19 protein-coding genes are annotated in these 22,645 nt (G+C 48.9%); 13 read left to right on the forward strand and 6 right to left on the reverse strand.

Annotated elements, in window-relative coordinates; all coding sequences use genetic code 11:
• The first annotated feature begins 24 nt into the window (after positions 1-24).
• The 3 genes from aat to infA all read left to right on the forward strand — a co-directional run bounded on the left by aat (position 25) and on the right by infA (position 1,777).
• On the forward strand, positions 25-741 hold the full coding sequence (gene aat, locus CRO03_RS07530) for a leucyl/phenylalanyl-tRNA--protein transferase (RefSeq protein WP_097111024.1): 717 nt from the start codon (positions 25-27) through the stop codon (positions 739-741).
• Positions 734-1,462: an arginyltransferase gene (locus CRO03_RS07535; protein WP_097111025.1), complete on the forward strand. Its 729-nt coding sequence runs from the start codon at positions 734-736 to the stop codon at positions 1,460-1,462. Before aat ends, CRO03_RS07535 begins: the two co-directional genes overlap by 8 nt.
• A 96-nt stretch (positions 1,463-1,558) precedes the next feature.
• Positions 1,559-1,777: a translation initiation factor IF-1 gene (gene infA, locus CRO03_RS07540; RefSeq protein ID WP_019676586.1), complete on the forward strand. Its 219-nt coding sequence runs from the start codon at positions 1,559-1,561 to the stop codon at positions 1,775-1,777.
• An 84-nt stretch (positions 1,778-1,861) separates the two neighbouring features.
• On the opposite strand, the gene clpA is transcribed toward infA, so the two are convergent.
• Positions 1,862-4,129: an ATP-dependent Clp protease ATP-binding subunit ClpA gene (gene clpA / locus CRO03_RS07545; RefSeq protein ID WP_097111026.1), complete on the reverse strand. Its 2,268-nt coding sequence runs from the start codon at positions 4,127-4,129 to the stop codon at positions 1,862-1,864.
• Between the two features lie 52 nt (positions 4,130-4,181).
• Positions 4,182-4,502: an ATP-dependent Clp protease adapter ClpS gene (clpS, locus tag CRO03_RS07550; protein ID WP_097111027.1), complete on the reverse strand. Its 321-nt coding sequence runs from the start codon at positions 4,500-4,502 to the stop codon at positions 4,182-4,184.
• 192 nt (positions 4,503-4,694) lie between these two features.
• Between clpS and cspD the strand changes: the two genes are divergently transcribed.
• Positions 4,695-4,907 (forward strand): cold shock domain-containing protein CspD, encoded by a 213-nt coding sequence (cspD, locus tag CRO03_RS07555; RefSeq protein ID WP_019676583.1) that lies wholly within the window; start codon positions 4,695-4,697, stop codon positions 4,905-4,907.
• Between the two features lie 149 nt (positions 4,908-5,056).
• On the opposite strand, the gene CRO03_RS07560 is transcribed toward cspD, so the two are convergent.
• Positions 5,057-7,285 (reverse strand): NADP-dependent isocitrate dehydrogenase, encoded by a 2,229-nt coding sequence (locus CRO03_RS07560; protein ID WP_097111028.1) that lies wholly within the window; start codon positions 7,283-7,285, stop codon positions 5,057-5,059.
• 297 nt (positions 7,286-7,582) lie between these two features.
• On the opposite strand from CRO03_RS07560, the gene CRO03_RS07565 reads away from it, so the two are divergent.
• From CRO03_RS07565 to CRO03_RS07585, 5 genes are all read left to right on the forward strand, one after another.
• Positions 7,583-8,128, forward strand: a complete 546-nt coding sequence (locus CRO03_RS07565) for a pseudouridine synthase (protein WP_170948983.1) — start codon at positions 7,583-7,585, stop codon at positions 8,126-8,128.
• A 123-nt stretch (positions 8,129-8,251) separates the two neighbouring features.
• Entirely contained in the window at positions 8,252-9,355 is a 1,104-nt protein-coding gene (gene mnmA / locus CRO03_RS07570) for a tRNA 2-thiouridine(34) synthase MnmA (protein ID WP_097111029.1), read from the forward strand.
• A gap of 2 nt (positions 9,356-9,357) precedes the next feature.
• Positions 9,358-9,987 (forward strand): high frequency lysogenization protein HflD, encoded by a 630-nt coding sequence (gene hflD / locus CRO03_RS07575; protein WP_097111030.1) that lies wholly within the window; start codon positions 9,358-9,360, stop codon positions 9,985-9,987.
• 15 nt (positions 9,988-10,002) lie between these two features.
• The gene (gene purB, locus CRO03_RS07580; RefSeq protein WP_097111031.1) at positions 10,003-11,376 is read left to right on the forward strand and encodes an adenylosuccinate lyase; all 1,374 of its coding nucleotides are present in this window, start codon (positions 10,003-10,005) and stop codon (positions 11,374-11,376) included.
• 4 nt (positions 11,377-11,380) lie between these two features.
• Positions 11,381-12,535 carry a ribosomal protein uL16 3-hydroxylase gene (locus tag CRO03_RS07585; protein ID WP_097111032.1) on the forward strand — a complete coding sequence of 385 codons (1,155 nt, stop codon included), beginning with the start codon at positions 11,381-11,383 and terminating at the stop codon, positions 12,533-12,535.
• Between the two features lie 98 nt (positions 12,536-12,633).
• Here CRO03_RS07585 and CRO03_RS07590 read toward each other — a convergent pair whose 3' ends face one another.
• Positions 12,634-13,083 carry a DUF4826 family protein gene (locus CRO03_RS07590; RefSeq protein WP_097111033.1) on the reverse strand — a complete coding sequence of 150 codons (450 nt, stop codon included), beginning with the start codon at positions 13,081-13,083 and terminating at the stop codon, positions 12,634-12,636.
• Positions 13,084-13,165: 82 nt separating this feature from the next.
• Here CRO03_RS07590 and CRO03_RS07595 point away from each other — a divergent pair, with 82 nt between their 5' ends.
• Complete coding sequence (locus CRO03_RS07595; RefSeq protein ID WP_281256380.1) at positions 13,166-14,353, forward strand: Leu/Phe/Val dehydrogenase; 1,188 nt, start codon at positions 13,166-13,168, stop codon at positions 14,351-14,353.
• An 88-nt stretch (positions 14,354-14,441) separates the two neighbouring features.
• Here the strand turns inward: CRO03_RS07595 and CRO03_RS07600 are convergent, their stop codons facing one another.
• Together CRO03_RS07600 and psrA are read right to left on the reverse strand one after the other, a co-directional pair.
• Positions 14,442-16,757, reverse strand: a complete 2,316-nt coding sequence (locus tag CRO03_RS07600; protein WP_097111034.1) for an acyl-CoA dehydrogenase — start codon at positions 16,755-16,757, stop codon at positions 14,442-14,444.
• Positions 16,758-16,768: 11 nt separating this feature from the next.
• Positions 16,769-17,443, reverse strand: a complete 675-nt coding sequence (gene psrA / locus CRO03_RS07605; RefSeq protein ID WP_097111035.1) for a TetR family transcriptional repressor PsrA — start codon at positions 17,441-17,443, stop codon at positions 16,769-16,771.
• 468 nt (positions 17,444-17,911) lie between these two features.
• On the opposite strand from psrA, the gene CRO03_RS07610 reads away from it, so the two are divergent.
• The 3 genes from CRO03_RS07610 (at position 17,912) to upp (ending at position 22,613) form a co-directional block, all read left to right on the forward strand.
• Positions 17,912-20,515 (forward strand): TonB-dependent receptor plug domain-containing protein, encoded by a 2,604-nt coding sequence (locus CRO03_RS07610; protein ID WP_097111036.1) that lies wholly within the window; start codon positions 17,912-17,914, stop codon positions 20,513-20,515.
• Between the two features lie 159 nt (positions 20,516-20,674).
• Positions 20,675-21,943 carry a cyclic di-GMP phosphodiesterase gene (locus CRO03_RS07615; RefSeq protein WP_097111037.1) on the forward strand — a complete coding sequence of 423 codons (1,269 nt, stop codon included), beginning with the start codon at positions 20,675-20,677 and terminating at the stop codon, positions 21,941-21,943.
• Between the two features lie 43 nt (positions 21,944-21,986).
• Positions 21,987-22,613 (forward strand): uracil phosphoribosyltransferase, encoded by a 627-nt coding sequence (gene upp, locus CRO03_RS07620; RefSeq protein WP_097111271.1) that lies wholly within the window; start codon positions 21,987-21,989, stop codon positions 22,611-22,613.
• Positions 22,614-22,645 lie beyond the last annotated feature (32 nt).

Raw genomic sequence — 22,645 nt, forward strand, 5'->3', positions numbered from 1 at the left:
CGCCAGTTACCTACGCCGCTTAACATGGCCATTTACTTACCAGAACTTGACCCCACTCAACTGTGGTTCCCCCCGGTTGAGCGGGCGCTTGAGCAACCGGATGGCTTACTGGCAATGGGCGGCGATTTATCGGCTGGCCGCCTGATACTGGCTTATCGCAGCGGCATTTTCCCCTGGTTCAGCGATGGCGATCCGTTGTTATGGTGGAGCCCGGCAGTCCGTGCCGTATTCCCCCCTGCCAGCCTGAAATTTAACCGTACTCTGCGTAAAACATGGCAGCGCTCAGCGCTGAACCTGACCCTTAATCATGCTTTTGACGACGTGGTACAAGGTTGCGCTGCACCACGAAAAAACCAACCTGAAACCTGGATATTGCCACCGATGCAGCAGGCCTATCAGCGCCTGCACCAGCAAGGCCATGCCCATAGTATCGAAGTATGGCAGGACAATAAGCTGGTCGGTGGCCTGTATGGTATTGTGGTTGGTGGCTTGTTTTGTGGTGAGTCAATGTTTAACCGGGTGCCTGATGCCGCGAAATTTGCCCTGCTGGCCCTGCAACAACATTTAAGCCGGTATGCAACAGGCTGGATTGACTGCCAGCTGCCTAACCCGTTTTTACAGCAATTAGGCGCCGAGACTATCGACCGACTGCAGTATTTAAGCTTGTTACAACAACAGGCAGAGATTAGCAGCCCACACGGCCACTGGCAGCCAAAATCCCTGAGTTTGGCCAATGACTGAGTCACTCCCGCCCACGAAGCGCCCGTTGCGTTTTGGCTTAACTCAGCCCAGTCCATGCAGTTATATCACCGGCCAGCAAGAGCAGTTAGTGGTACTAATGCCGGACGAGCCAATGAGCGCCGGGTTATATCAGCAGCTGTTGGCGCTTAATTTCCGGCGCAGTGGCGAGCAAAGCTATACCCCGCACTGCCAGGCGTGTAAGGCATGTCAGTCGGTGCGCATTAAACCACAGCAATGGCAGCCATCACGCAGTCAGCGCAGGCTGCTCAGTAAAGCCCGACGCGCTGGTCTGCAATATCGCCTGGTAACTCAGGCCGACCTGAACCGCTATTACCCATTATTTGCCGCTTACATCGCGTTTAAACATGATGATGGCATTATGTTTCCGGCCAACCAGGAACAACTCAGCAGTATGCTGGAATGCAGCTGGCTGCCGGTGCGATTTCTGGAAATATATCATGATGAGCAACTGGTCAGCGTCAGTATTATTGACGAGCTTGCCAATAGCTATTCCGCGGTTTATACCTTTTTTTCCGAGCAATACCGGCAGTTCTCCCCCGGAAAACTGGCGATAAGCTACTTACTGCAACAAGCCCGGCTGGATAGCAAAGATTTTGTTTATTTAGGTTACCTGGTTGAAGCCTGTCAAAAGATGGCATATAAGGCTGAATTTACCCCACAACAACGTTTTATTCAGGGACAATGGCACTCTTTTGCCTAAAAAAGCGCTTGCTGCTTTACTTATTGCTGTGATTTCGGCACAATCTGCGCAGTTTTTTGAAGGTTGACCCCAAATTTATAGAGGCGAGTACGCTGAATGGCGAAAGAAGACGTAATTGAAATGCAAGGTACCATCCTGGATACATTGCCAAATACCATGTTCAAAGTTGAACTGGAGAATGGTCATGTGGTTATCGCTCACATTTCCGGTAAGATGCGTAAAAACTACATCCGCATCCTGACAGGCGATAAAGTTACCGTTGAATTAACGCCTTATGATTTAAGTAAAGGCCGTATCGTATTCCGCCAGCGTTAAATCAGCTTTGGTAACAAAAAACCCGGTTAATGCCGGGTTTTTTGTTTGCTTCTATTTATACGACCCAAGTATGCAGCGCCAAGCTTAATCCATTAAAGCCAGGTCCTGCTCAGTCTGATAGTCAAAAATCAACGCATCATTTTTCAGGCTGACTTTAACATCACCACCATGCAGCAAACGGCCAAATAAAATTTCATTAGCCAGTGGTTTTTTCAGTTGCTCCTGAATAACCCGTGCCATTGGCCGGGCGCCCATGGCCTGATCGTAACCCCTGTCTGCCAGCCACTGTCTGGCGTCTGCGGTTAATTCCATCGATACCTGTTTTTTATCTAACTGTACCTGTAAATCACAGACAAACTTATCAACAATCTGCAGAATAATATCCTCAGCCAGGTGTTTAAACCAGATAATACCATCCAAGCGGTTACGAAACTCCGGACTGAAGGTACGGTTTATCTCACTTAACGCATCATGGCTGTGATCCTGCTGTTTAAATCCAATCGACTTACGTACCGTTTCCTGCACGCCGGCATTGGTCGTCATCACCAGCACCACATTCCTGAAATCGATCTTACGACCATTGTTGTCTGTCAGGGTACCGTGGTCCATTACCTGCAACAGAATGTTGTAGACATCGCTATGCGCTTTTTCAATCTCATCCAACAGCACCACCGAATAAGGATGTTTAGATACGGCATCGGTCAGTAGCCCACCCTGCTCAAAACCCACATAACCCGGCGGTGCACCAATCAGCCGGCTGACTGCATGCCGTTCCATATATTCCGACATATCAAAGCGCAGTAACTCTACACCCATCACTTTAGCCAGCTGCTTGGTTACCTCTGTTTTACCTACCCCGGTCGGACCGGCAAACAGAAAGCTACCAATGGGTTTTTCTTCATTGCCCAGGCCAGAGCGCGACAACCTAATGGCTGCGGTCAGCACTTCTATCGGCTCATCCTGACCGAACACAACCAGCTTCAGGTTGCGATCCAGATTCGCCAGCACGTCTTTATCGGAAGCGGACACTGATTTTTCCGGGATCCGCGCCATCTTGGCAATCACATGCTCTATTTCAGCAACATTAATCACTTTTTTACGTTTTGACGCTGGCAGCAAGCGCTGGCTGGCGCCGGCTTCATCAATCACGTCTATTGCCTTATCCGGTAAATGCCGCTCATTAATGTACTTGGCGGACAATTCTGCCGCAGCGCGGATGGCTTTCTGGGTGTAACGGACATTGTGATGCTGCTCGTACCGCTCTTTTAAACCCATTAATATCCGGGTGGTATCTTCCACACTGGGTTCAGTAACATCAATTTTCTGAAAACGGCGCACCAGAGCAGTATCTTTTTCAAAAATACTTTTAAACTCCTGATAAGTGGTCGACCCCATACATCGTAAGCGGCCACTAGACAACAAAGGTTTAATCAGGTTAGACGCATCCATCACCCCGCCGGATGCCGCACCGGCCCCTATTACTGTGTGAATTTCGTCGATAAACAAGATGGAATCTTTCTCTTTTTCCAGCTCTTTTAATAACGACTTTAAGCGCTTTTCAAAATCACCACGATATTTGGTCCCGGCCAGCAGGGCCCCCATATCAAGCGCATAAATGGTGGCATTAGCAATTACTTCAGGTACCTGTTGCTGCACGATGCGATACGCCAGCCCTTCAGCAATGGCCGTTTTACCTACCCCTGCTTCCCCCACCAGCAACGGATTGTTTTTCTTACGCCGGCACAATACCTGTACCGCCCGCTCTACTTCACGGTCCCGGCCAATTAACGGATCGATATGACCGTTTTTAGCCTGCACATTTAAATTGCTGGTAAAGTTTTCCAGATATTTGCTTTCTTCCGCTATGGTATCGCTCAGCTCTTCCTGCGGACTGTCATCATGCTGCTCAAGCTTTTCGGTTTTGGTGACACCATGAGATATAAAATTAACCACGTCCAGTCGGGTAATATCAATTTTTTTCAGCAGGTAAACAGCCTGAGACTCCTGCTCACTGAAAATGGCAACCAGCACATTGGCGCCGGTCACCTCTGATTTGCCTGAAGACTGCACATGAAACACCGCCCGTTGCAGTACCCGCTGAAAACCGAGCGTTGGCTGGGTGTCACGCTCAGCGTCACCGTCAGGTAACACCGGTGTGGTGGAATCAATAAAGCTGGCCAACTCCAGCCTGAGTTTTTCAATATTGGCGCCGCACGATTTTAACGCATCACCTGCAGCCGGGTTGTCCAGCAACGCCAACAATAAATGTTCGACCGTCATGTATTCATGCCGGCGTTCACGCGCAAACCGGAACGCTAAATTCAACGTCAGTTCCAGATCTTTATTTAACATAGCTCACTCCCAATACCCCTGAGAACCACTTCCAGACCATGCCAAGACATACCTAAACGCGCTCCATTGTGCACAGCAGCGGGTGTTGATGTTCTTTTGCATATTGCTGCACCTGCTGTACTTTAGTTTCTGCAATTTCAGCAGTAAAAATTCCACATACTGCACTGCCCTCGTAATGTACTTTCAACATTATTTCACTGGCTTTTTCGTACTGCATATTAAAAAAACGGGTGAGCACATCGATAACAAAGTCCATAGGAGTGTAGTCGTCGTTGTGCAAAATCACCTTATACATTGGTGGAGGAGTAACCTTTTGTCGGGTTAGCTCTGCCAGGTCATCGTGTTTTGTATCTAAATTTTGCTTACCGCTCATAAACTATAGCCATGCCTGCGCCAACCAGCAAAGGCGCTTTTATTAAAAATTAGTAAAAAATTCGCACTATTTTTGCAAATAGCTTGACTGTTTGCTTAAATTATCTACATTAGATGTTGGGGCTGCACTAGTCCCCTTCAAGTACAGTCTAGAATACAGAATATAGCTAACTTAGAGAAGGAAGTAAGTAGTATGGCTACCGGTAAAGTAAAATGGTTCAATAATGCCAAAGGATTTGGGTTTATTCGTGAAGATGGCCGTGATGAAGATATCTTCGCGCATTATTCAACCATTAGCATGGATGGCTACCGCACGCTAAAAGCAGGCCAGGATGTGGTGTTCGATTTGTCTGAAGGCCCGAAAGGGCTACATGCTGTAAATATTAAGCTCCCCGGCGAAGAATAACTTTTCCATCGTTGTACCGACCTGGCATCGGCAACTACTAATAAAAAAGCAGGCAAAATGCCTGCTTTTTTTATTTACCGTTCAGCTTTTATGACAACTGTCAGTGTTTAGCAAACGACAGTTGCTAAACACTGATAAATGCCCCCAGACTATAGCGCCTGCAGGATTCTGTTTAATGTAGGGCTTGGCCGCATCGCGTCACTGACCAGTTTATCATTTGGCCGGTAATAACCACCAATCTGAACTGGCTTACCCTGCACACCGTTAAGTTCAGCTAAAATCCCCAGCTCGTTAGCCTGCATCGCGTCTGCCAGCGTTTTAAAGCGGGCTGCCAGTGCGGTATCAGTTGTTTGATTCGCCAGCTCCTGTGCCCAGTACAACGCCAGATAGAAGTGGCTGCCACGATTATCCAGTTCACCCGCTTTGCGCCGTGGCGATTTATCGTTATCGAGGAAGGTGGCAGTGGCTTTATCCAGACTGTCGGCCAGTACTTTGGCGGCACTGTTGCCGGTTACCTGAGATAAATGTTCCAGCGAAGCCGCCAGTGCCAGAAACTCACCCAATGAATCCCAGCGTAAATGGTTTTCTTCAACAAATTGTTCAACGTGCTTAGGTGCTGAACCACCGGCGCCCGTTTCAAATAAGCCGCCGCCATTCATCAATGGCACCACCGATAACATTTTGGCACTGGTGCCCAACTCTAAAATCGGGAACAAATCGGTTAGGTAATCACGCAACACGTTACCGGTTACTGAAATAGTGTCCAGTCCCTGTTTGATCCGAGCCAGGGTATGACGGGTTGCCTCAACCGGCGCCATGATCTGAATGTCCAGGCCGTTGGTATCATGATCTTTCAGGTAGAGATCTACTTTTCTGATCAGCTCAGCATCATGCGCCCGTTTGCCATCCAGCCAGAACACTGCAGGGGTACCGCTTAAGCGTGAGCGATTTACTGCCAGTTTTACCCAATCACGAATTGGCGCATCTTTCACCTGACACATCCGCCAGATATCGCCCTTTTCAACCTGATGACTGAACAACACATCACCCTGGCTGTTAAGCACTTTAACCGTGCCCTTGGCCGCGATTTCAAAGGTTTTGTCGTGCGAGCCATACTCTTCAGCTTTTTGCGCCATCAGGCCGACGTTAGGTACCGAGCCCATAGTACGCGGGTCGAAAGCACCGTTTTCTTTACAGAAATTAATGGTTTCCTGATACACACCAGCATAGCAACGATCGGGGATAACCGCTTTGGTATCTTTTAGCTGGCCATCCGGGCCCCACATCTGGCCTGAGCTGCGGATCATTGCCGGCATCGACGCATCAATGATGACATCACTGGGTACATGTAAATTGGTAATACCTTTATCAGAGTTGACCATAGCCATGGCCGGTTTATCAGCATAGAGCGCTGCGATAGCGTCTTTAATTTCCTGCTGCTTCGCGTCAGGCAAGCTGGCAATTTTTGAATAAACATCGCCCAGACCATTACTAACATCGACACCCGCAGTAGCAAAATCTTCAGCGTACTTACTGAAAATTTCCTGATAAAACACCTGGACCGCATGACCAAACATAATAGGGTCAGACACTTTCATCATGGTAGCTTTTAAATGCAGCGAGAACAGCACATCTTTGGCTTTTGCATCAGCAATTTCAGCCGCATAGAACTCACGTAGCGCGTTAGCACTCATGGTGGCGGCATCAATAACTTCATCTGCCAGCACGGCGACTTTGTCTTTTAATACGTTAACAGTGCCATCAGCCTGATGCAGTTCAATTCGCAGGGTATCCGCCGCTTGCAGCGTGGTTGATTGCTCTGAACCATAAAAATCACCTTGGCTCATATGGGCAACATGTGAGGCAGAACTTGCCTGCCAGGCGCCCATGCTGTGTGGGTTTTTCTTAGCATACTGCTTTACCGACGCCGGAGCACGGCGATCAGAGTTACCTTCACGCAAAACCGGGTTTACCGCACTACCTTTAATTTTGTCGTAACGGCTTTTTACATCACGTTCCTGCTCGGTTTTTGGCTCGGCAGGATACTCAGGTAATGCGTAGCCCTGACTCTGCAATTCTTTAATAGCCGCTCTTAACTGTGGCACTGATGCACTGATATTTGGCAACTTAATAATATTAGCTTCAGGGGTTTTAGCCATTTCGCCCAATTCAGCCAATGCATCGTTAATCCGCTGCTCAGGCTTTAAAAAGTCCGGGAAACTGGCAATAATGCGGCCTGACAATGAAATATCCCGGGTTTCAACAGCAATACCGGCCGCTGATGAGAATGCCTGGATAAAAGGCAGCAAAGAATGAGTAGCCAGCGCGGGCGCTTCATCGGTAATGGTGTAAATGATTGTTGCACTTTCTTTCGACATGTTAGTTCCTGTATTGTAATCGCACAATGTCCACGGAAGCCCGCGGCCCCGATGGCCCGATGGGAAGTGCCGCGCTAACACTGTAAAACTGAGACTATTGTTTAAAACGCAGCAAAAACAACGGTCGTTAGTATATCAGCATAAAACTGATTAAAACAGGCGCCGCATTACCCGTCACGCGACAGGCTGGGTGCGTCGCTCAGAGACGTATAGGAAATAGCTTTGAAACAACCAACGCCTTTTCGCCACAGGCAACATAAGCCAATTAGTAAAAAAAACAATAGGACCAAGGTCGAAATTCCATTATTGGTATTGTTCAATAAACCTTACGATGTGCTTAGCCAATTTACCGATAACAGCACCCCTGCGCGCTCGACGCTTGCTGATTTTATTCCATTAAAAGAGGTGTATCCTGCGGGCAGGCTGGATCGCGACAGCGAAGGCCTGTTATTACTGACCAACTGTGGCCAGACCCAGCACCTGCTGAGCGATCCTAAACATAAAGCACCAAAAACTTACCTGGTGCAGGTAGAGGGTGACATCACTGAGCAGGCATTGGTGCAGTTGCGTCAGGGGGTGGTATTAAAAGATGGGCCGACGCTGCCTGCAGTAGCCGAACGCACGGCCGCACCAGCGCTCTGGCCACGCACACCACCGGTGCGCTACCGGGCTAACATTCCAACCAGCTGGCTTAGTCTTACTATAACTGAAGGCCGCAACCGCCAGGTACGACGGATGACCGCAGCGGTCGGGTTTGCCACGCTACGGCTGATACGTCAGCAGATTGGTCCGTGGCACTTAGAAAACTTACAGCCCGGTGAATATCGGGTGGTTGAACTTTAAAGATGCTGTGTAAAACGGCGTTACCGACACATAAGCGGCAGCCACGCTGGCGATAACGATTTTTAACCCGCCAAATTAGTGCTATACTCCGCGCCTCATTTTTGTCACAACCAGTGTGGTGCAATGTCAGCTAACAGCAGTAAAAAAGTCATCGTCGGTATGTCTGGCGGCGTAGATTCTTCAGTTTCGGCCTATTTGTTAATCCAGCAGGGTTATCAGGTTGAAGGTCTGTTTATGAAAAACTGGGAAGAAGATGACAATGACGAATACTGTGCCGCAGCTGAAGATATGCAGGATGCCCAGCAGGTATGCGATAAATTGGGCATTGTATTACACAAAGTAAACTTTGCTGCCGAATACTGGGACAATGTGTTTGAGTATTTTCTGGCTGAATACCGTGCAGGGCGTACCCCGAATCCGGATATCATGTGTAATAAGGAAATAAAATTTAAAGCGTTTCTTGAATTTGCCGCTGAAGCACTGGGCGCAGATTATATCGCTACCGGCCACTATGTCCGTCGTCGGCTCCACAATGGCCATTGGCAACTGCTACGCGGTTTAGATAACAATAAAGATCAAAGCTACTTTTTGTATACCTTGGGCGAGGAGCATGTCGGCCAGACGCTGTTTCCGATTGGCGAGCTGGAAAAGCCCGCAGTGCGGCTAATCGCCGAGCAACAGGGTTTAGTTACCCACGATAAAAAAGACTCTACCGGTATTTGTTTTATCGGCGAGCGCAAATTTAAAGATTTTTTACAGCAATACCTGCCTGCCCAACCGGGTGATATCGTCAGCATTGACGATCAACAGATTTTAGGCCGCCATGATGGCCTGATGTACCACACTCTTGGCCAGCGTAAAGGTTTAAAAATTGGTGGCTTGCGGGATGGCAGTGACGACCCCTGGTATGTCGTTGGTAAAGATTTACAGCAAAATAGGCTATTGGTTGCCCAGGGCCACGACCACCCGGCCTTGCTGGCCAATGGTCTTATTGCCAGCCAATTAGATTGGGTAGACCGCAAGGGACCGGCAGACACCTTGCGCTGCACCGTAAAAACCCGTTACCGGCAAACCGATATTAACTGTACGCTGACCCCACTGGCGGATGGTCAGGTTAATGTCGTTTTCGATCAGCCGCAAAAAGCCGTTACCCCGGGTCAGTCTGCGGTATTCTATCTTGATGACGTCTGCTTAGGCGGCGGCATTATCGACAAGGCCATTAAATAACTATGCAATCGTCTTTATCTACCCAAATTATTGGTCTGGCTGGCTTATGCCAGGCAGTCAGCTTGCTGCAAAGCCTGGCCCGGCATAACAAACTGGAGCCGGAGCTATACGAAACGACCCTGGCCAGTATTGCCAACCTGAATCCGGAATCGCCACTGGCAGTGTATGGTAACGATATAACCAGGCTGCGCGATGGTTTACAAATCATTGTTACCCAACTGGGGGATGGCACCAAAAGAGACGTGGAATTTACCCGTTATCTGGTTGGTGTATTAGCGCTGGAGCGCAAGCTGAATAAAAACCGGGGAAATATGACCGAGCTTGGCAAGCAGTTGGGTCAACTCGAGCGACAACTTCAACATTTTGCTGTTACCGACGAGACCATAGTTGGCCGTCTTGCTGATATCTACAGTGATTGCATCAGCAGCCTCGGTAGCCGCATTCAGGTATACGGCCAACCCGATGTACTAAAACAAACCGCAGTACAGCAAAAAGTCCGGGCGCTATTATTGGCGGCGGTGCGGGCCGCGGTGCTGTGGCGCCAGGCTGGCGGTAGCCGGCTGCACTTTATTTTTCAACGTCGTAAACTGGTTGCTGCTGCTAAACATATGCTGGCACAAACCACACCTTAAACTTCAGGAGTTTTCATGGAACTTAATGCCCTTACCACCATATCCCCGGTTGACGGCCGCTATGGTAGCAAGACGGTTGAGCTACGCCCGTATTTCAGTGAGTTTGGTCTGATTAAGTACCGGGTGACTGTTGAAGTACGCTGGTTGCAGCAATTAGCAGCCACTGCTGCCATTACTGAAGTGCCTGCGCTGTCTGAACAGGCCAATACATTGCTGAATGACATTGTCGACAATTTTAATCTGGCAGATGCGCGACGGGTAAAAGACATTGAGCGCACCACCAACCATGACGTTAAAGCCGTAGAGTATCTGCTAAAAGAAAAAGTAGCCGGCAACAGCGAGCTGAATGCTATCAGTGAATTTATTCACTTTGCCTGCACCTCTGAAGACATTAACAATCTGTCGCATGGTTTGATGCTTAGCCAGGCTCGCAACGAGGTACTACTGCCACAATGCGATGCCCTGCTTGCTGCGATAAAAAATCTGGCGCACGAACATAAAACCGTGGCCATGATGGCACGCACCCACGGCCAGCCCGCTTCACCTACTACCATGGGTAAAGAAATGGCCAATGTATACGCCCGCCTGAAACGGCAGCGTGATCAGATTGCTGCCGTTGACATTATGGGTAAAATCAATGGCGCCGTAGGCAACTACAATGCCCATTTATCAGCGTACCCGGAACTAGACTGGCATCAGTTCGCCGAACAGTTTGTCACCAGCCTCGGTTTAAGCTTTAATCCCTACACTACCCAGATTGAACCGCACGATTACATTGCCGAGCTGTTCGATGCCGTAGCCCGCTTTAATACCATTCTGCTCGACTTCGACCGGGATATCTGGGGTTATATTGCGCTGGGGCACTTTAAACAAAAAACGGTAGCCGGTGAAATTGGCTCCTCTACTATGCCGCATAAAGTTAACCCGATTGATTTCGAAAATTCTGAAGGTAACCTTGGTATCGCCAATGCATTGTTTAACCATTTGTCGGCGAAACTGCCGGTTTCACGCTGGCAACGCGATCTAACCGACTCAACCGTATTACGTAACCTCGGCATGGGTTTTGGTTATACGCTGATTGCCTATCAGGCAACGTTAAAGGGCATTAGCAAACTGGAAGTGAATACCCCTGCTCTGCTGGCCGAGTTAGACGCAAACTGGGAACTCCTGGCCGAACCCGTGCAAACGGTAATGCGCAAGTACGGCATCGAAAAGCCATACGAAAAACTGAAAGAGCTGACCCGTGGCAAACGAATTAACCAGGCTGATTTAGCCCGTTTTATCGATACCCTGGCGCTGCCTGAACCGGTAAAAGCTGAGCTAAAACTATTAACTCCAGCCAATTATATTGGTGATGCGATTGCCCTGGTAGATAAACTGGCGGAATAGCCTTATGTATGAATTGAATTTTGCCGACCTTTCCCCGGCACGTTTTTTAGCCGAGTTCTGGCAGAAAAAGCCGCTACTACTAAAACAGGGCTTTCGCCAGTTTACAGATCCGCTGTCAGCTGATGAACTGGCCGGCCTGGCGCTGGAGGAAGAAGTCGAGTCCCGGGTGGTACAGTGTGCCAACGGGGACTGGCAACTTGAAACCGGCCCGATTACTGACTTCAGCCATTTTGGCGAGCGGGACTGGGCAATTTTAGTCCAGGCGGTAGATCACTGGCATGCTGAAGCGGCTCAGCTGCTCGAACCCTTCCGGTTTATTCCAAACTGGCGGATAGACGATCTAATGGTGAGCTTTTCCACCCCGGGTGGTGGCGTCGGGCCGCATCTCGATCAGTATGATGTGTTTATTATCCAGGGCCAGGGCAAGCGGCATTGGCGGGTAGGCATGCCTGACAGTAGTCTGGAACAATTCTGCCCGCATCCAAGGTTATTACAGGTTAGTCCTTTTCAGGCCTGTATCGATGTAATAATGGAGCCAGGCGATATATTGTATATTCCACCAGGCTGCCCGCATGAAGGCATTTCGCTTGAGAACAGTTTAAATTATTCCGTCGGTTTTCGGGCACCTGCCCAGAAAGACTTACTGACCGGGCTGGCCGATTACCTGATTGACAACGATATCAGTGGCAAACGATTCACCGATCCAGAACGGCCGGTATGTCAGAATATTGGTGAACTGGGCAGCGCCGATTTAGCTCAGGTAAAACAACTGCTGCAACAACTGGTAAGTGACGAAGACAGCTTACCCTTGTGGTTTGGCCAATACATCAGCAGAGCCAAGCATGAACTGGACTTGCAGGAACCAGATCCACATTATCAGGCCGATGAAATTGCCGAGTATTTGGAAGAAGGCTCGGTGCTGACCCTGACCGGAGGCTTGCGCTGTTGCTATCATCAGGCAGACACCAATGCCGATATAGCGTTGTTTATTAATGGCGAACAATACCTGCTGCCCGGTAATGAACTTACCACTGCCAGGCTGTTGACTGAACAGCGTCAGCTCAACGAAGAGCAATGTCGCCATTTTCTGGCGTTGCCAGAGCGCCTGGGCTTACTAGTTCATTTGATAAACCTGGGATACTGGCATTTTACCGAGTAAATTCTCAGTTGCAGCCGCCACGATAAACGGTGGCGCGCCAAATAAAAAAACCGCAGTAATTGCGGTTTTTTTATTAACTGTATGCTCTGCGTTACAGACTAAGCGCCGGTAGCCGTCTGCCACAACGCATCGTCTTCGAATAGCTCGTACAACCCCTGAGCCCGGGCAACCAGTAAGTCGGCAAACTCCTGCTGAGTTTTATCAACCGAATCGCTGGTAACGATGTGCTCGGCCTTTAATTGCCAGTTTAGTGAAAAGGAACGCATCGCATCACGCGCGGTAGCCGCAGCAGAAAACGGCATATGATCAGTAGGTAAATCACCACTGATCACCCAGTAAGACTTATTGTCTCTGGTGTTGAGTTTCCAAACTGCTACCAAAGGCGGCAGATAGCAACTTTCTGTTACCGCAACGTTGTCGGGGATAATCCCCTTGCCGGCCAGGTACTGATTCGCCTTCTGGTACTGAGTTCTTACCCATTCTGACCGCTGCTGTTCGGCGGCGGCGTGCTGTTCTTGCTGTTGTGCCTGAGTTAACTGCTCACTCATTTTAATGTTCCAATTTATAATTTATCTGTCAGATCCCGGTACTTTAAGGGAGTCTGATCACACAATCAAGCAATGACATTAATTGTCGACAATTTACTTGTCTTACCAGCTATTATTTTTGGCGAAACATGGCGTAATTCAGGTTGAAATGTTACATTCCGCGGCGCAAAAAAGTGACGTAGTGTCACTGACAAACAGTCAGTTTAAACCCGAGGGAGAATCAGACGTGGCAGTATTTAATCATCCTGAATTCGACAACCACGAGCAAGTGGTGTTCTGCAGTGACCAGGAAACCGGTTTACGGGCAATTATTGCTGTGCACAGCACCCGTTTAGGACCAGCCGTTGGTGGCTGTCGTTTATGGAACTACGCCTCTGATGAAGCAGCCATTGACGATGTATTGCGCTTATCCCGCGGTATGACATACAAAAACGCCATGGCTGGCTTGCCGTTAGGTGGTGGTAAGTCAGTGATTATTGGTGATGCGAAAACCATTAAATCTGAAGCCTTGTTCCGGGCCTTTGGCCGGATGTTGCAACGACTCGGAGGCAGTTATTACAGTGCAGAAGATGTAAACATCACGACCGGCGATATTATGCAGGTGCATAAAGAAACCCCTTTTGTTGCCGGTTTAGAAGGCAAAAGTGGTAACCCGGGGCCTTTTACCGCGCTGGGAACTTATCAAGGCGTTAAAGCGGCAGCGATGCATAAATTTGGCTCTGCCGATTTAGCCGGGAAAACGGTCGCGGTGCAAGGCCTTGGCAGTGTTGGCTTTTATCTTTGTGAGTACTTACACAAAGAAGGCGCCAAACTTATCGTTACTGACATTAATCAGGCTGCAGTTGAGCGGGCCGTTGCCCAGTTCGGTGCAACCGCTGTTGGCCTGCACGGCATTTATGAAGTTGAAGCCGATATCTACTCACCTTGTGCCTTGGGTGCAACCCTGAACGATGAAACCATTGGCCTGTTAAAAGCAAAGGTAGTGGCAGGTTGTGCCAATAACCAGTTAAAACAAGCCCGCCACGGTGAAATGCTGCGCCAGCGCGGTATCTTATACGCACCGGATTACGTCATTAATGCCGGCGGCATTATCAACGTTGCTTGTGAAATGCGCCCGCAAGGCTACGATGCGGCGGAGTCTACCGCTAAAGTTAACCAGATTTATCATACCCTGCTGAACATTTTTCAGCGCGCCGATGAAGAAGATAAACCTACCAGTGACATCGCTGATGTGATGGCACAGGAAATTATCAGTCGCGGCCAGCAATAAATTAGCGGTTGTTACAGAATCGTACCGCGAAAAAAACCGGAGTAATTTACTCCGGTTTTTTATTTCCACGGTTTATGCACGCCCAGGATCAGGCCGCATTCTGTTTGTTTATCGTCATTGCCGAAAGTACCCCGGGTTTAAAGCTATCGACCGAAATCGATTTAAACCGTAACCGGTTCATTTCAGTTAATTGCGCCGCTTCCGCGTCGCTGACAACCTGCTTTTCCAGTGCCTGAACAATAGTGTCAGCCAGCGGCAGCTTACGGGCAAGTTTGCCCTCCCGCTGCGCCTGATATATTTTCTTCATGACCGGTTGCGCTTTGTGCATAGCAACAAAAGCAGATTCCATCAGCCCGGTAGCATCATCTTCGCCCTGACCAATAAAGCATAAATGGGTTAACCGGTCGCGGATCACGCCAGGCTTAGCCAGTGCTGTGCAAATAGCAATTGCAATATCATCATCCGGCATTTTGTAACCGATACCAAACGGGAACACCAGAGTACGAATAACCCGTGCTACAACCCGGCTTGGGAAGTTTGCCAGGAAACCATCAAACGCCTTGCCAATTTCAAACAATGAGCGCTGCACGCTGTAGTGCACAAATGGTAAGTCAGCTTGCTGACGGCCATTGTCCTCGTAAAACTTCAGTACTGCTGAAGCAATATACAGGTGGCTTAACACATCACCTAACCGGGCAGATAACATCTCCTTGCGCTTTAAATCGCCCCCTAACATCAGCATCGACACATCAGCACTTAACGCCAGAGCACGGCTCATCCGACTTAACTGTTTATAATAACGGGCAGTTTCACCGGCAACCGGCGCATTGTTAAAGGCACCCGCTGTTAAACCCTGCCATAACGCGGCGAAGGTGTTACCTATTGCAAAGCCAACATGACTCAGCAGTAACTTATCAAACTGCTTCAGGCCTTCCTCTGCATCGGGGTTGGCTGCTGCCTCCAGCTCTGCCAGTACGTATGGATGGCAGCGGGTGGCGCCCTGACCGAATATCATCAGGTTACGGGTCAGAATATTCGCCCCTTCAACCGTGATTGAAATTGGGATCCCCATATAACCATGTGCCAGATAGTTCATCGGCCCACACTGTATAGCCCGGCCGGCATGAATATCAAATGCATCGTTTAACAAGATACGCGACATTTCTGTCATATGATATTTGGCAATGGCGGTTACAACTGAAGGGCTCAGTTTTAAATCTATGGCACCGGCAGTCATTACCCGCATCGCTTCCAGAGTGTAAGTATAAGCGCCGATTCGCGCCATACCTTCCTGTACGCCCTCAAACTTGCCAATAGACATACCAAACTGTTGGCGGACATAACCATAGGCACTGGTCATCCGGGTCGCTAAATGACCGGTAGCCGTTGCCAACGCTGGCAATGATATACCGCGCCCGGCTGATAAACACTCGACCAGCATCCGCCAGCCCCGACCGGCGTAGTCCGGGCCACCAATAATCCAATCGATTGGGATAAATACATCTTTACCGTAAGTCGTTCCGTTCATAAAGGCCATGTTCATCGGGAAATGACGGTCGCCAATTTCCACCCCTTTATGGCTGGTAGGAATAAGGGCACAGGTAATACCCAGCTCTTCTTTATCACCTAATAACTTTTCAGGATCATACAGTTTAAATGCCAGTCCCAGTACCGTGGCAACCGGTGCCAGCGTGATATAACGCTTATCCCAGTTAAGTTTAATACCGAGCACTTCTTTGCCTTCAAATTCGCCTTTGCAAATTACCCCGGTATCCGGAATACCACCGGCGTCCGAGCCAGCTTCCGGGCCGGTCAGGGCAAAACAGGGAACATCGGTGCCATTGGCAAGGCTGGGCAGCCAGAAATCTTTCTGCGCCTGAGTGCCATAGTGCATTAGCAATTCGCCCGGGCCTAACGAGTTAGGCACCATAACCGTCACGGCCGCCGTCAAGCTGCGGCTGGCAATTCTGGAGACAATCGTTGAGTTGGCAATAGCAGAGAATTCACGGCCGCCGTAGGCTTTGGGAATGATCATCGCAAAAAAGCCTTCGCTTTTTATGTAATCCCAGACGTCTTGCGGCAAATCCCGGTCTTCCTGGACAATTTTGTAATCGTCCAGCATGGCAAGCAGCGTTTCTACCTGATTATCCATAAAAGCCTGCTCATCTTCTGACAATTCCGCTTTAGGAATACTGTGCAGCTTCTGCCAGTCAGGTTTACCCTTAAATAACTCGCCATCCCACCAGACGTCACCCGCCTCCATCGCTTCGCGCTCGGTGTCAGAAAGTGGCGGTAAGATCTTTTTAAATACCGCAAATACCGGTTTACTGATTAGACTGCGTCGGATATCGGTCACCCCAAGTACCACGACCACAGCTAAAACCAAAATTAACAATATTTCCATAACGGTTTCCTTTAAGTACCTGAGCGCAACTGCTGCTGAGGTTGTGAACGACTAAATACCGGCGCAGCAATACCTGCCGCCAGATAAGGCAACAGACGTTGAATAACACCCTCAATATCAACTTCTTCGCTAAAATCCGCTTCGGCAATCTCCGCAAGCGCTTCATTTGATGCCATGGTAAAAACCACTGTGCCAAGTGAAAAATGCAGCCGCCAGAACAGTTCACTGGCTGGCAACTGGGGACAGGATTGCTGTACCAGCAATACAAATTTGTCCAGCACCCGGCCATAATTATGGTTGATAAACCAGCGCAAATGGCCCTGCACATCAGTATAGCCCCGCCCCAGTAGCTGCAGAAAAATCCGGGTACCATTGTTATGTACCGAATTAAGCTCAAGTAAGGGCTTAACAAAAACCGCTAGTACCTGCGTCAGATTATTCGGTTGCTGTACTGCCAGCAACCGACTGAACTCCTGGTCCAGACGCGCCATTAGTACTCGTAAGTAACGCTGCAGTACGGCCTGAATTAATTCTTTCTTTGAACCAAAATGATAATTAACCGCGGCCAGATTAACTTCAGCCAAACTGGTTATCTGCCGCAATGACGTGTCATTAAAACCCGTTTCAGCAAACAGGCTTTGTGCTGCATCCAGAATTTTTTGTTGAGTGTTTTGTTTAGCGACCATATCCACCGCACAATTTAAACAAGTGTTTGAAATGTACGTTTGAATTCAATTTATGTCAAGCGACAACTGCCTTACTGGTCTGACATCCTACTGCAGTTTTATTTAAAAGCTTTATTTGCCAAGACAAATTCTGCAGGTCATCGCTGACGAAAAAAAACGCTTGACATTATTTGGCCACTGAGCGAACTTTGCTGTCATCTTAATCAACCGGAGAGTAGCCTGATGCAAAAATGCGCCCGCAATCATTGTTACTATTGCTCTCCGTTTTACCTGTCTGAATGGTTCAATAATTAGTTCTCCCTCTGCGTCAGGCAGAGGCTTTCCCGTAGTGTATTTAAAATAATTCCAGTATTTTGCTGCCTTTAAATCGCCTGCGGGGTGTATCTATCCGTTTCTGCTTTGACGCACTTTTCCCTTTTTTAATCAGATTGCCGCTAAAGGCAACGTTTGTAATCCAGAGGAATGTGTATGTACTTTAAAGCAAAAATGAAGCTATCCACCTTAAGCGCAGCGGTTATATTGGCCGCCACCGGCCAACACGCACTGGCAGCAGAGGAAACCACTGCTGAAGAGCAAAAAATTGAAAAAATTCAGATCACCGGTTCCCGCTTAAAAGGCGTGGATATGGAAGGGGCTAACCCGGTACAGGTGTTCAGCCGTGAAGATATGGCCAAACGCGGCTATGACAGTGTTGGATCTTTCCTGCGTGACTTACCACAAGCTTCCAGTGCCGGTACCTTTACCGAAAATGGCGGTGTTGGCGGTGCAGACGGTGCGCCAGCAGGTTCATCGGGTGTCAGTCTGCGTGGTCTGGGTAGTAGCTCTACCCTGGTACTGGTGAACGGCCGGCGGGTCGCAGTAGATTCTTTTACCAATGGCTTTGACTCGTTCGTCAACGTCAACGCTATCCCGATGTCTGCATTAGAACGGGTTGAAGTACTGACCGACGGTGCCTCGTCGGTATACGGTTCTGATGCCATCGCCGGGGTAATCAATTTTATTCTGCGTAAAGACGTAGAAGGCCATGAAGTATCAGTGTCCTACGGTGATGATACTAAAAGCAGTGACTTTGGTCGCACCAACCTGACTTATGTCGGCGGCTTTAATACCGAAAATAGCAATACCACGCTGGTAGTCGATTACTTTGATCGCAATGCCCTGTTTAACAGTGACCGGCCAATTGACGTAACGTTAACATCCAGCACCCGGGTCAGCATCGATGGCGCCGATTATGCAGAACCCTGGTGTGGCGATAATGTCAGCAGCGGTGGCACGCGCTGTCGTTATGACTATGTTATTGAGCGGGCCATTCAGCCAGATACCACCTCTATTGGCGCTACCCTGCACCACAATTTCCAACTGGCCAATGGCAGTGAATTCTTTGCCGAAGCAATGTTTCAGAATAATACCGGCTCGGCATATGACTCTGCAGCGGCATTCGATGTACGGGTAGCAGGTGATTCACCGCTGGTACCTGAGTGGGCCCGTGCCATTGATGCTGAAGATGGTGAAGTAAACCAAATCCGGGTGCGCTCCCGCTTCCCGGAAACCCGGGTCCAGGATTACGACACAACCAGTTATCGTTTATTAGCAGGTTTACGCGGCGAACTGGGGTTGTGGTCATGGGAAAGTGCAGCAACCTACGGCAAAACCGACAATGAAATCACTCATGTTCAGGGTTACATGGGTATTGATAAAGTAAATGACGCCATTGCTAACGGCAGCTTTGATCCTTTCAATTTAGGTCGGGATAACAGCAGCAACGCCATTGCTGCTGTGCGCGAGCTGGCGCCCCGGGTTGGTGAATCAGAGGTTTTCTCAGTCGATTTTAATATCGCAGGAGATTTAGCCATTGAATTACCAGCTGGCAATATCAGTGCAGTATTCGGCGGTGAATTCCGAAGTGAAGACATTTTTGACCGTCCGGCGCTGGTTGCCAAAAATGGCGGTGTATTCGCGCTGGGTGCCAGTGACGCCGCAGCAGATCGGACCCAATATGCAGCATACGGTGAATTTAATCTGCCATTGACTGATAACCTGGATATGATTGCCGCCCTTCGCTACGATCATTACAGCGACTTTGGTGGTGATACTAACCCTAAATTATCACTGCGCTACCGGGCAACAGATGATCTCATCGTCCGCGCCTCGTGGAGCACCGGTTTCAGAGCTCCGTCATTGTCACAACTGGGTGCCGGCGAATCTTTGGGCTCGGCTTACATTAACTGCGGTGCTGACCAGCCGTTTGATGCGCTGTGTGGTGATTTTGGCGCCTCAGCCGGTGAGCTGGAGCTGGATCAGGAAACACTGGGCAACCGTGGCCTGAATGCAGAAAACTCAGAAGCCGTTAACGTTGGTTTCTCCTGGAACCTGACCGACAACCTGCAAGTTACTGCAGACTACTGGCGTTATGACCATACTGATATCGTCGATGTTGATGCCAATACCACCTTAAAAGCCTGTATTGCCGGTACTGCACCCACAACCACCAGTATTGATGCTCTGAACGGCGAATTTGGTTGTGTGCTGGATGCTGGCGACGATTTAGTCTTCTTACGAACCGGTTTTTTCAACGTCGGTAGTCAGGAAACCGACGGGGTTGACGTTAAAATCAACTATCAACTGAACACCGACAGCTTGGGTACCTTTAAACTGTTTGCTGCCGGCACCAAAACCTTTTCTTATGAGCGCCAGATTAACCCGGAGAGTGGTACTGAGGACTTACTGGGTAAACTAAGCGGCGCCAATGAAATTGCCCGACCAGACTTTGTTGCTGACTTCGGCACTGATTGGAGCCTGAATAACTGGACCGCCAGTTTATCTGCGCACTACATCAGTGAACTGGGTGATGGCGACTTTAAATTTGGTGGCAACGAAACGGTTGATGCCTGGCTGGTATTCAGCGGCAGTGTCGGTTATGAGCTGACAGACAGTCAGCGGGTATTACTGACCGTTCGCAACCTGACGGACGAAAAGCCACCTTATGCGTCATCGCCAACCAATGGCTATGCCAGTTCAGTACATGACTGGACCGGCAGTTTATGGACAGTACGTTACACTGTTAACTTCTAACATGACTGCAGCATAGTACAGATCAGACATAATCCTGATCCACCACAAAAAAGGGGCTGAAAAGCCCCTTTTTGTATTAGTTAACGCTGGCGTGGCGGCTTATCCTTACTTAAACTGATAGCCAGCATTGTTTTGTCGTCCCTTTATACGGAGTAGCTTTTGTCTGCGCTGAAAATAAAACCTGAACAAGTTAAATTGGGCTATGCCATTAAGCTACCCAGCGGCTGGATGAAACACCCTTTTCTGTCCAGTAATATGCTGATAGAGAATCAGCAACAATTGCATATCATTAAAAACCTGGGGCTGGATTATGTTTATTTCTATCCGGAGAAAAGTAAGCAAATCACTGAAGACCCCACTGCCACTAATTTATCTGAACAGGAAGAAATAGAATTTAACAGTAAAATGTCTGAAGCGCAGGCGAAAATGCTTAACGAAAAAATGCGCAGAATTGAGCAGGCAAAAGCACACCGGCGTGATATTCAGAAAACCGAAAAAGCCTTTAACCACTCTTTGAGTCAGGTGCGTGATCTGATGAAACAAGTGAGCGGCCGGCCACTGAATGCTATTACCGAAGCATCCCAGCTAATTAGCCAGTTAGTCGACACCATCGTTAATGCCGAAAGCCTGATCCTGCATTTAATTTCCTCAGGCAATAAAGATCAGGAAACCCTGTATTATCATGTGCTGAACGTCTCTATTGTCAGCATGATGCTGGCTCGTAACCTTGGTTTTTCTGCGGCAGATATCAAAATAATCGGTATTGGTGCGTTGTTTCACGACATCGGCAAGCTAAAAATACCCAGCCAGATTTTGCGCAAAACAACACCGTTAACTGCTCCCGAACAGAACTTATTAAAAATGCATACCAAGTACGGTACCGATTTGGTCGGGCTGGCAGATACTTTCCCGCTTGAGGCCTGGCCGGTTATAGAACAGCATCACGAATATCTGGATGGCACGGGCTACCCTAAAGGCCTTAAAAACGACCAGATTAATAAACTGGCGCATATTGTGGCGGTAGTGAACGAATTTGATAGTTTGTGTCATCCGGCCGATCCGACTAAAGCCCGCTCGCCGCATCATGCACTGGCCTACCTGTACCGGAGTATGAAAGGTAAGCTGGACGATACGACAATGCGGGTAATGATTAAAATGATGGGGGTATATCCACCCGGTACCGTGGTAATGTTGAGCGACCAACGGATAGCTATGGTAATGTCAGTTAACAGTGACAGCTTGCTGCAACCTAACGTGATGATTTACGAGCCGGAAGTGCCGAGACTGGAAGCGCCGGTCATCAGCCTGGACAGCGACGCCCTTACCATCAGTAAAGTATTGACCATAGCGAGCTTACCCGAGCGGGTCAGAGAGTACCTGAACCCCAGAGCCCAGGTCAGTTATTATGTTCAGGGTAAACCGGGTTAAGCTGTTACAAAAAAAGACTAATAAAAAGCATGGGGAACACCAGATGCACGTTACCGAAGTAAAGCACCCATTGGTTCAGCATAAAATTGGTTTGCTCAGAGCAGCAGATATAAGTACCAAGCAGTTCCGGCAATTAGCCGCTGAACTGGGTAGCTTATTAACCTATGAGGCCACCAAAGATTTACCGACTGAAACCACCAGCATCGAGACCTGGAATGGCAAATGCCAGATAGAGCAAATTCAGGGTAAAAAAGTCACCATAGTCCCAATTTTAAGGGCTGGTTTAGGGATGCTGGATGGCGTGCTGGATTTACTGCCCAGTGCGAGGATCAGTGTGGTCGGTATTTATCGTGACGAAACCACCCTGCAACCGGTGCCTTACTTTCACAAACTGGCGGCAGATTTGGAACAGCGCCTGGCGCTGGTGGTGGACCCAATGCTGGCAACCGGTGGTTCGATGATTGCCACCATTGATTTGTTGAAAAAACAGGGCTGTCAGCGCATCAAAGCGCTGGTGCTGGTAGCCGCTCCGGAAGGCATCAAAGCCCTTAGCGCAGCGCATCCTGAAATTGAACTCTACACCGCCGCCGTAGACACAGGTTTAAACGAACATGGCTACATTTTGCCTGGCCTCGGCGATGCCGGCGATAAGTTATTTGGCACCCGTTGAAGCCACTTGCCTGCGCTGATAAAACATGGCAC

Origin of the sequence: Arsukibacterium tuosuense (assembly GCF_900215315.1) — a bacterium.
Classification (GTDB): domain Bacteria; phylum Pseudomonadota; class Gammaproteobacteria; order Enterobacterales; family Alteromonadaceae; genus Alishewanella; species Alishewanella tuosuense.

Bases quoted from the DNA above. Each gene is read 5' to 3' on its own strand.
- aat (WP_097111024.1), top strand. From the start codon at position 25: ATGGCCATTTACTTACCAGAACTTGACCCCACTCAACTGTGGTTCCCC.
- CRO03_RS07535 (WP_097111025.1), top strand. From the start codon at position 734: ATGACTGAGTCACTCCCGCCCACGAAGCGCCCGTTGCGTTTTGGCTTA.
- infA (WP_019676586.1), top strand. From the start codon at position 1,559: ATGGCGAAAGAAGACGTAATTGAAATGCAAGGTACCATCCTGGATACA.
- clpA (WP_097111026.1), bottom strand. From the start codon at position 4,129: ATGTTAAATAAAGATCTGGAACTGACGTTGAATTTAGCGTTCCGGTTT.
- clpS (WP_097111027.1), bottom strand. From the start codon at position 4,502: ATGAGCGGTAAGCAAAATTTAGATACAAAACACGATGACCTGGCAGAG.
- cspD (WP_019676583.1), top strand. From the start codon at position 4,695: ATGGCTACCGGTAAAGTAAAATGGTTCAATAATGCCAAAGGATTTGGG.
- CRO03_RS07560 (WP_097111028.1), bottom strand. From the start codon at position 7,285: ATGTCGAAAGAAAGTGCAACAATCATTTACACCATTACCGATGAAGCG.
- mnmA (WP_097111029.1), top strand. From the start codon at position 8,252: ATGTCAGCTAACAGCAGTAAAAAAGTCATCGTCGGTATGTCTGGCGGC.
- hflD (WP_097111030.1), top strand. From the start codon at position 9,358: ATGCAATCGTCTTTATCTACCCAAATTATTGGTCTGGCTGGCTTATGC.
- purB (WP_097111031.1), top strand. From the start codon at position 10,003: ATGGAACTTAATGCCCTTACCACCATATCCCCGGTTGACGGCCGCTAT.
- CRO03_RS07585 (WP_097111032.1), top strand. From the start codon at position 11,381: ATGTATGAATTGAATTTTGCCGACCTTTCCCCGGCACGTTTTTTAGCC.
- CRO03_RS07590 (WP_097111033.1), bottom strand. From the start codon at position 13,083: ATGAGTGAGCAGTTAACTCAGGCACAACAGCAAGAACAGCACGCCGCC.
- CRO03_RS07600 (WP_097111034.1), bottom strand. From the start codon at position 16,757: ATGGAAATATTGTTAATTTTGGTTTTAGCTGTGGTCGTGGTACTTGGG.
- psrA (WP_097111035.1), bottom strand. From the start codon at position 17,443: ATGGTCGCTAAACAAAACACTCAACAAAAAATTCTGGATGCAGCACAA.
- CRO03_RS07610 (WP_097111036.1), top strand. From the start codon at position 17,912: ATGTACTTTAAAGCAAAAATGAAGCTATCCACCTTAAGCGCAGCGGTT.
- upp (WP_097111271.1), top strand. From the start codon at position 21,987: ATGCACGTTACCGAAGTAAAGCACCCATTGGTTCAGCATAAAATTGGT.